The organism is Deltaproteobacteria bacterium, from assembly GCA_019308905.1.
GTDB lineage: Bacteria > Desulfobacterota > BSN033 > WVXP01 > WVXP01 > JAFDHF01.
In genome coordinates this window covers 61,596-69,091 of sequence record JAFDHF010000015.1, presented here as the reverse complement: position 1 = coordinate 69,091, position 7,496 = coordinate 61,596, and the positions used below count along the sequence as shown (strand labels likewise).

The window sequence follows — 7,496 nt, the reverse complement described above, 5'->3', positions numbered from 1 at the left end:
CCGCGTGAGCTCAGGAGCGAGGGGACAAGGGTGTTCTCCTGCCAAGACAGAAAAAGATCGTGAAGTCATATACTTGCAAGAATCCTGGGCCGAAAACTCAGGAAACTCCACAAAATTTTCTCCGGCCTTCGTTGGTTCCTTCGGTTCCCGCTTGCGACGGGTTGAGCAAGGGCCTTCCAAAACGGGGCCTTTTGTGGCACATTGTTCTCATCAGGCATTGCATATCTGTGCAATGAATTTCAAGATCGGTAACCTGCTGTGACGAGACAACTCGACCATACGAGCCTTATACCCCTCTACTACCAGCTCAAAGAGTTTATTCTCGAAAAAATCGAGAGCGATGAATGGCACGAGGGCCACTTGATTCCTTCTGAAGAAGATTTCCAGAGGATGTTCAGCATTAGCAGGATTACCGTCAGACGGGCGATAGAGCTCCTTGCCAACGAGGGCTTCCTGGAGAAACAGAAGGGTAAGGGGACCTTTGTCAGGAAACGCAAGATCGAGGAACAACTCCCTCGCCTGACAAGCTTTACGGAAGAGATGAGGGGGAGGGAAGCGAAAAAAGAGGTCATTTTCGTAGGATACACCAAACCCACTCCTGGAATCGCTAAGATTCTGGGCCTATCTCCGGATGAGGAGGCTTTCCATCTGAAGAGATTGATGGTCGTGGAGGGAAGCCCTCTAGGCGTTCTCTATTCCTATATCCCGGGCCGCTATGGACTGAGCCTTGAAGAGGATTATTCCAGGTCTCTTTACGACATCCTGGAAACCAACGGCATTCGGCTTTCGGAAGCGGACCAGATTATCGAGGCTTCCATGTCAACGAGAGAAGAGATCCTCTTGCTGGGATCAAAGGCCCCGTTTCCAACACTCGTCATCAACCGGACCGCATACTCCGTGCAAGGCGTACCCGTTGAATTCACCAAGGGTGTCTATCATGCAGCCCGATATCGATACAGTGTGAAACTGACGAGATACTGAATCCTCGATGAGAGCGTATCGGAGGCTCTTTGTCGGATCAAGAATACTCTGCGTCCTGGTGGCCGGCGTGGGTCTTAGGGGCCGGCCCTCCCAAGCGGAACGGTTTCCTGAGTGGAGGATGAGACTCGGCAAACCCTTGCGGGGGGAAGACAAGGTCTCTTCCGAAAGATGATGTCACTCCCGCGGAGGCGGGAGTCGGAACACACTATGAAGAAACCAGTGATTCTATTTTCTCCTTGATCTCTCTCAGCTCTGAGCCGGACTCGAGCACGCCGAGTTCCAAATAGAAATTTCTCTTTTCGCCGGGCTGAAGGAACTCCAGAGTCCCTTTTTCCCGTTCCCGGGCGCGCCCTTCCACATGGCAGTTGGCCGGTTCAATGCCCAGCACGTGGATTCGTATTGAATGTAGATTCCCATGGAGAGTTTCTCATTGATGAGTGCCACCAGAACCCTTCCCTCGGGATCAGAAGCCACCTTGTGGTAGAAGACCTGGCTTGGTGCCCCAGGTGTCGGGGGATGAAAGCGGTTGAAATCATCTGGGTCCGCAGAGTTCTCCATGGGTTCCACCTTCTCGGTGGGAATCAAAAGGGTGCTTTCCTCGCTGAGCAGGGGAAACCCGAGGTTGACGTGATAAAGCAACATCAAGGGAGTTGGACTGAAGTCGTGGTTCTCCACTTCGTCCTCGATCCGGAACATGGAGGCCCCCAGCCGGCTATGGATCTTTCTGGTGAGTGAGAGGTTTTCTCCCCAAAATGCGGCCTGTCTCATCCTTCCCCGAATAACGAGTTCGTACTCCTCCCCCTCCCACCGGCCTTCTGCATAGACGGATTCGGCCGGAGTGGCGGAGATCCTTCCATGACGCCCGAGCCTTTCACCCTGGTCGTCGCAGGGCACGCCCACGTTGGTCAGGCCGCAGGTTATGACCATCCCGCCGTAGAAGATGCGATGCCAGCCTTCTCCTTCAGGCTCATAGAAGGCAGGAGAGACATCGCCGGTGCAGGATCGCCATGAGAGAGGAATACCCTTGTACTCGGCAAAGGAGACGTCCATCCCCCGGGACGGCAGGACGTTGAAGCGGAAGCCCGTTCCGGTGCGGGCTTCGATCACCCGAACCCCTTCTTCCCTGCCATCTTCAAGCCTCATGAGTCTGACCCCGGCAACCTGAGAAATATCTCCCACCCTTTGAAGCAGATCCGAGCGGCTGTATTCTTTGCCAAATAGTCGTGCCATGACCCTGTTCCTTTCAAGGCCTACCAGGCGGTCATGCCTCCGTCTATGATCAGGCTGGACCCCGTGGCATATCCCGGTTCGTCGGAGGCGATGAATAGAATAGCTGAGGCAATCTCCTCAGGACGTCCGAGCCTGTTGGCGGGGCGGCAGCTCTCCAAGGCCTTCCGCGCTTCGGCAGGATCGGGACTCCGCTCGATGGCGGCCTTCACCAGAGGGGTCTCGGTTGTCCCGGGACAGACTGCATTGACCCGAATATTGTGGGGAGCGAGATCGATGGCCATGCTCTTGGCCATCATGATGACAGCGGCCTTGGAGACGTTGTAGGCCACCTGGTTCCTGATCCCGACGATCCCGGCCTCAGAGGCCACGTGGACGATGCTTCCCCCTCCGGCTTTGATCATGTAAGGCACGGCATGGCGCGAACAGTAGAATACACCATCCAGGTTGACCGAAAGAATGCGCTTCCAGTCCTCCTGGGTTGTAGAGGTAACATCTCCTTGGGTATAGATCCCTGCATTGTTGACCAGGATGTCGATCCGTCCGAAGGTCTGATGGGTACTTTCCATGAGGCGCCGGCAATCTTCGAATGACGAAACATCGGTATGGACAAAAGCCGCCTCTTTTCCCGCCTCTTTTATTTCGCGGACAAGATCCTCTCCCGCCGAGTCATCCAAATCGGCCACGACGACCTTGGCTCCTTCCCTGGCGAATCGCAGCGCTGTCGCCCTGCCGATTCCGGCACCCGCACCGGTAATAATAGAGACTTTATCCCTTAACCTCATGAGCTCTTCCTCCCTCGATTCTCTCAGGGTGTATCGAATTTCTCCCCCTAACACATGACGACCGTGTTCTGAAAAACATCCCTGGATCGCTTTTCAGGAGAACACCCTGGCCTCCAGATCCAACATGTCGCAGACTTTCTTCAATTCGTCCACGTGGTTCCCGTACACGGCGTGAAGATGATTCCCACCAAGTCCCCTGATCAAGTCGTCAGCGGCAACAGCCAGTCTCGTGAAACCCTGCGGCCATTCTGGAGATGTCTCTTGCAGCTTCTCCTCTGGGTACGACACAAACTCTCCGTGAATGATGGCCATCCAGTATTTGCCGTCCCTTCTCGCCAATCTGGCCATCGTGATTTCGCCCGGCGCACACATGTATTGGACCGTAGCGCCACCACCGCGGTAGAAAAAGGGGGTCTGGGGGTAGAAGGTCACGTTCTTGAGATTTTCTTCCGGGCTGTCGGATTTTCCCGCAAAATAGGTTGTTTGAGCACCGCAGTTGCTGAACACAAAGACGTCGTCTTGGGGATCGTAGTGACGCAGATCGAAGAAGAGAACCGGTGAATCGGTCAGAAGCTTCAAGATCTGCATGGTTAAGGCTCCATCCAGATCAGCCTCGCAACCCGTTGCAACGGGTTCCTTTTCACCGTCCATGTCATACGGATCATTGAGAAAGGCCTGGCTCAGGCACTGGGTGACGTAGTGTTCGCTCAGTTCCGGTTGGCATTTGATAGCCAGGAAGTCAAACCCCATTTCGTCAATGATCTCCTTGGTGGCATAGTAGGAACGGATCTGCTGTTTCAGCTTCTCAGGGGACAGTCCTTTTCCGTCGTACTCGATCTTTCCCACTCGGCTGGACAGCCACTCAAAGGCCTTCTCCACGGTGGTTTCCGGGATTTTCTCTGCTCTTATGAGGATCTCCAATTGATCCACGTGCTCGAGGTCCACCCCGAACTGAGTCTGCCATTGTCTCGTATCAACGGCCCCGATGTACATGCCCATGCTTCTGCCCCCGATCAGGCCGCAGGTCTGCCCCTTCAATCGATTGACCACCGAAGCCGCCCGGGAGAAACTCAATATTTTCCTGAGTACCTCTTCATCCTCCACATCGCCCCAGAGACGATCGTGGCGGATACCGACCTGATCGAGGCAGCCGCCGGCTGCCAGCATGGCGATCAGCCCCGGAGATTGAGGGTTCAAGTTGGACAGGAGCAGATAGGGCCCCCTGCCGTTTTCGGCGGCAATGACCGGGAGATTAGGAAAAGACCATATGGAGAAGTTCAAGATGGTCCCATCTACTCCCGCACATCTCAAAGCTTCGGCCTGGGCTTTGGCCTGGGTCGGGGTGTGAATGATCTCGCTCCCCACGACCAGGTCGAGCTCGCCCGTTCCTTCCAAGGTCTTGACGAGCCGGTCGAGGAATCCCTGATTGGTCTGGAGAAGTTCATCATGGACGCGCTTGCGTCCATCTGAAAAGGTCAGGATACCGAGTTTTCTCCTTTTCATGGAAAAGCCTCCTGTTTGAGAAAATATGCTTTTGGATCCAAGTCCCCGGATGATTTTCGAAGTGGTCTTTTGGAGATTCTGAGTTCAGGGCTAATCTATTACTTGACAAAGTGGATTTTCTTGTACTAACATTAGGATGTCCTGATCAATATCATAGGAATCGTATTCTGTCAACATTTTTTTTGGTTGCTTCCGCAACTTCGTTACAACTCGCGGTTTCGTGTGATGTCGCAGACTCGTTCTGGGAGTGGACGCCATCTCCGTAGAACAGTCCGGTGCGGAAGGTGGAACAAGGGAGACAAGGATTTCGTGTATAATTGTGTTGGTCCAGAATCTACGCGTTTGCGTACAGGACTGGTACGATCTTTTCACGATCAGCTTGCAGGTATGACCCATGAACCAAGACCCTGGTAGACTCGATCACAGGAGCGTCATCCCTCTCTATTACCAGCTCAAAGAGATACTCCTGGAAAAGATCGAGAATGGAGAATGGGCGGAGGGAGAGCCCGTTGCCTCTGAGAGTGACCTTCAGAGAATGTACGGTGTCAGCAGGGCCACGGTCAGGCGGACGATGGAACTCCTGGTCAACGAAGGATTCTTGGAAAAGAAGAGAGGAAAAGGCACCTTCGTGAAGAAGCCGGCCATCGAGGAGAATCTCCCGGTGCTCAAGAGCTTCACCGAAGAGATGATGGGGAGGGATGCCAGGAAGCGGGTTATCACTGCGGAGTATATGAAACCTTCTCCCAAGATCAAGGAGATCCTCGGCCTTTTCCCTGACGAACAGGTTTTCTATTTGAAGAGATTGATGATCGTGGACGGAAGCCCTCTGGGTATTCTCTATTCCTATTTGCCCGGGCGGTATGAACTCAGCCTCGAGGAAGATTACTCCAAGTCCCTCTACCAGATCCTCGAAAAAAACGGCATTCGCCTTTCAGAGGCCGATCAGATCATTGAGGCTGCCATGTCGACGAAGGAGGAGATCAACCTGCTCGGGCTGAACGCGTCCTTTCCGACCCTTGTAATCAGGCGGATTGCTTATTCGGTCGGGGGGGACCCGGTAGAATATGTCAGGGGGGTCTATCACGCGGCCCGCTACCGCTATCATCTCAAGCTGACTCGGCACCAACATATCTAACGAAAGGACGATGGTTATGTTTAGAGGAGGTTACGCTGGCAAGATCTTGAGGATTGATCTGGATCGTGCTCGGGTGAGTGAGGTCGACTATCCGGAGGATATCAAGGAACAGTACCTTGGGGGAAGAGGGTTGGCAGCCTATTTCTACCATCAAGAGATGCCTTCAAGGGTGGATCCTTTGAGCGGGGAGAACAAGATCTTCTTGATGACGGGTCCGCTCACAGGAACGCCGGTGCTGGCAAGCACAAAGATGCAGTTGGCGACACGATCCCCTGATACCGGGCACTACCTCTGTACCAATTCCGGTGGGAATTTCGGCCCTTACCTGAAATTCGCCGGGTACGATGGGCTGATCCTGGAAGGGAAGGCTTCCTCCCCGGTCTCCATCCTTATCGGGAATACGGGACTCGAGTTCCAGGGTGCCTCCCATCTGTGGGGTAGAAAAACAACCGAGGTTGATGAGTACTTCAAGAAGGTCATGCCAGGCAGGAAGATCGGTGTGGTCTCGGTCGGTCCTGCGGCAGAACGAGGCGTCCGGGTCGCCTGTATTCAGGTCGATGGGAGGAGTTTTGGCCGTGGAGGCGCCGGTGCTGCCATGGCTGCAAAGAACGTCAAAGCCCTGGTGGCCTGTGGAACGGGAGGAGTCGATATTGCGAAACCGGAAGCCCTCAAAGATTACGTGTCCCAGGCGCGGGCAAACGTTCGACAATCCAAGCATACTCACACCACACACGGCACGGCTCAGTACACGGAGGTCATAAACGAGCTGGGGTGCTATCCCACGCGAAATTTTCAAACCGCTGTCTTTGAGGGGATAGAGACAATCAGCTCGGTCTACATGAAAGGGCACTATTTCGTGCGAAACAAGGCCTGCTATAGATGCCCTGTGGGTTGTGGAAAGGTCTGTATGGTTCAGGATGGGCCCTTCAAGGGAGCCCAAAGCGACCCTGAATACGAGACCATCGGAGCCTTCGGAGGCCAGTGCGGGGTGAGTGATTTCGGAGCCATCATTGCGGCCAATCAGATCTGTGACGAGGAAGGCATCGACACGATGACCACCGGGGTCCTCATCGCCTTTGCCATGGAGTGCTTTGAGCGGGGGCTGATCTCCAAGAAAGAGGTAGACGGTCTCGATCTTCGTTTCGGCAATGCCGAAGCCATGGTGGAGATGGTTCGTCGAATCGCCAGGCAAGAAGGGCTGGGCGCACTTTTGGCAGAGGGGTTTTCCGGAATAAGGAAGAAACGGCCCGAACTGGAATACTACATGATGCACGTGAAGGGGCTGGCCTTTGCCCATTACGAGCCGCGGGGTTTTCACGGAATCGGCCTCGGTTTCGGCACTTCGAGCCGCGGGGCCTGCCACAACGTTGGGGGATGGACGATCCGGGATGAGCTATTGACCAAAACCTATGACCGTTTTGCTACCAGGGGAAAGGGATATCTGGTAAAGAAGCTCCAGGACAATCGCGCCTATGTCGACTCCCTGGGCATCTGTACCGTCGTCAGGGGCGCTCTCGGGTTTACCGACGATCCCAGTGGAAAGGTACTGGAATACGTGACCGGTTACGATTTCAATCCCGAGTTGATGACCATCGGCAGCCGGATATATACCCTCGAGAGGTTGATCCTCAATCGGGAGGGGATCACGAGAGAGGATGACATGCTTCCCAGGCGGATCATGGAGGAGCCTCTGCCCGAAGGCATGGCAAAAGGGAAGGTCATTACTCCTGAAATGTACAACGAAATGCTCGACGAGTATTACCAGGTCAGGGGTTGGGACGAAAAGGGCATACCGAAGAAAGAAACACTCTCAGATCTCGGTATCGTATAGGGAACAGCGCTTCCGGTCCTCGTGCCGAAGTCGC

At 54.4% G+C, this 7,496-nt stretch carries 6 protein-coding genes; 3 read left to right on the top strand and 3 right to left on the bottom strand.

Going from position 1 to position 7,496, the window contains the following annotated elements; genetic code table 11:
• Nucleotides 1-258 precede the first annotated feature (258 nt).
• A complete protein-coding gene (locus JRJ26_07385; protein MBW2057304.1) occupies nucleotides 259-981 on the top strand; it encodes a GntR family transcriptional regulator in 723 nt (240 codons plus the stop codon).
• Between the two features lie 246 nt (nucleotides 982-1,227).
• Here the strand turns inward: JRJ26_07385 and JRJ26_07380 are convergent, their stop codons facing one another.
• The 3 genes from JRJ26_07380 to JRJ26_07370 all read right to left on the bottom strand — a co-directional run bounded on the left by JRJ26_07380 (nucleotide 1,228) and on the right by JRJ26_07370 (nucleotide 4,496).
• The gene (locus tag JRJ26_07380; GenBank protein MBW2057303.1) at nucleotides 1,228-2,211 is read right to left on the bottom strand and encodes a DUF4432 family protein; all 984 of its coding nucleotides are present in this window, start codon (nucleotides 2,209-2,211) and stop codon (nucleotides 1,228-1,230) included.
• A 20-nt stretch (nucleotides 2,212-2,231) separates the two neighbouring features.
• Nucleotides 2,232-2,993 carry a glucose 1-dehydrogenase gene (locus JRJ26_07375; GenBank protein MBW2057302.1) on the bottom strand — a complete coding sequence of 254 codons (762 nt, stop codon included), beginning with the start codon at nucleotides 2,991-2,993 and terminating at the stop codon, nucleotides 2,232-2,234.
• Between the two features lie 93 nt (nucleotides 2,994-3,086).
• Nucleotides 3,087-4,496, bottom strand: coding sequence for an L-fucose/L-arabinose isomerase family protein (locus JRJ26_07370; GenBank protein ID MBW2057301.1), 1,410 nt, complete (start codon nucleotides 4,494-4,496; stop codon nucleotides 3,087-3,089).
• Nucleotides 4,497-4,890: 394 nt separating this feature from the next.
• On the opposite strand from JRJ26_07370, the gene JRJ26_07365 reads away from it, so the two are divergent.
• Complete coding sequence (locus tag JRJ26_07365; GenBank protein ID MBW2057300.1) at nucleotides 4,891-5,631, top strand: GntR family transcriptional regulator; 741 nt, start codon at nucleotides 4,891-4,893, stop codon at nucleotides 5,629-5,631.
• 16 nt (nucleotides 5,632-5,647) lie between these two features.
• On the top strand, nucleotides 5,648-7,462 hold the full coding sequence (locus JRJ26_07360; protein ID MBW2057299.1) for an aldehyde ferredoxin oxidoreductase family protein: 1,815 nt from the start codon (nucleotides 5,648-5,650) through the stop codon (nucleotides 7,460-7,462).
• Nucleotides 7,463-7,496: the final 34 nt, after the last annotated feature.

Excerpts from the sequence above, each read along its gene's own strand:
- JRJ26_07380 (MBW2057303.1), bottom strand. The coding sequence starts at position 2,211 with ATGGCACGACTATTTGGCAAAGAATACAGCCGCTCGGATCTGCTTCAA.
- JRJ26_07375 (MBW2057302.1), bottom strand. The coding sequence starts at position 2,993 with ATGAGGTTAAGGGATAAAGTCTCTATTATTACCGGTGCGGGTGCCGGA.
- JRJ26_07370 (MBW2057301.1), bottom strand. The coding sequence starts at position 4,496 with ATGAAAAGGAGAAAACTCGGTATCCTGACCTTTTCAGATGGACGCAAG.
- JRJ26_07365 (MBW2057300.1), top strand. The coding sequence starts at position 4,891 with ATGAACCAAGACCCTGGTAGACTCGATCACAGGAGCGTCATCCCTCTC.
- JRJ26_07360 (MBW2057299.1), top strand. The coding sequence starts at position 5,648 with ATGTTTAGAGGAGGTTACGCTGGCAAGATCTTGAGGATTGATCTGGAT.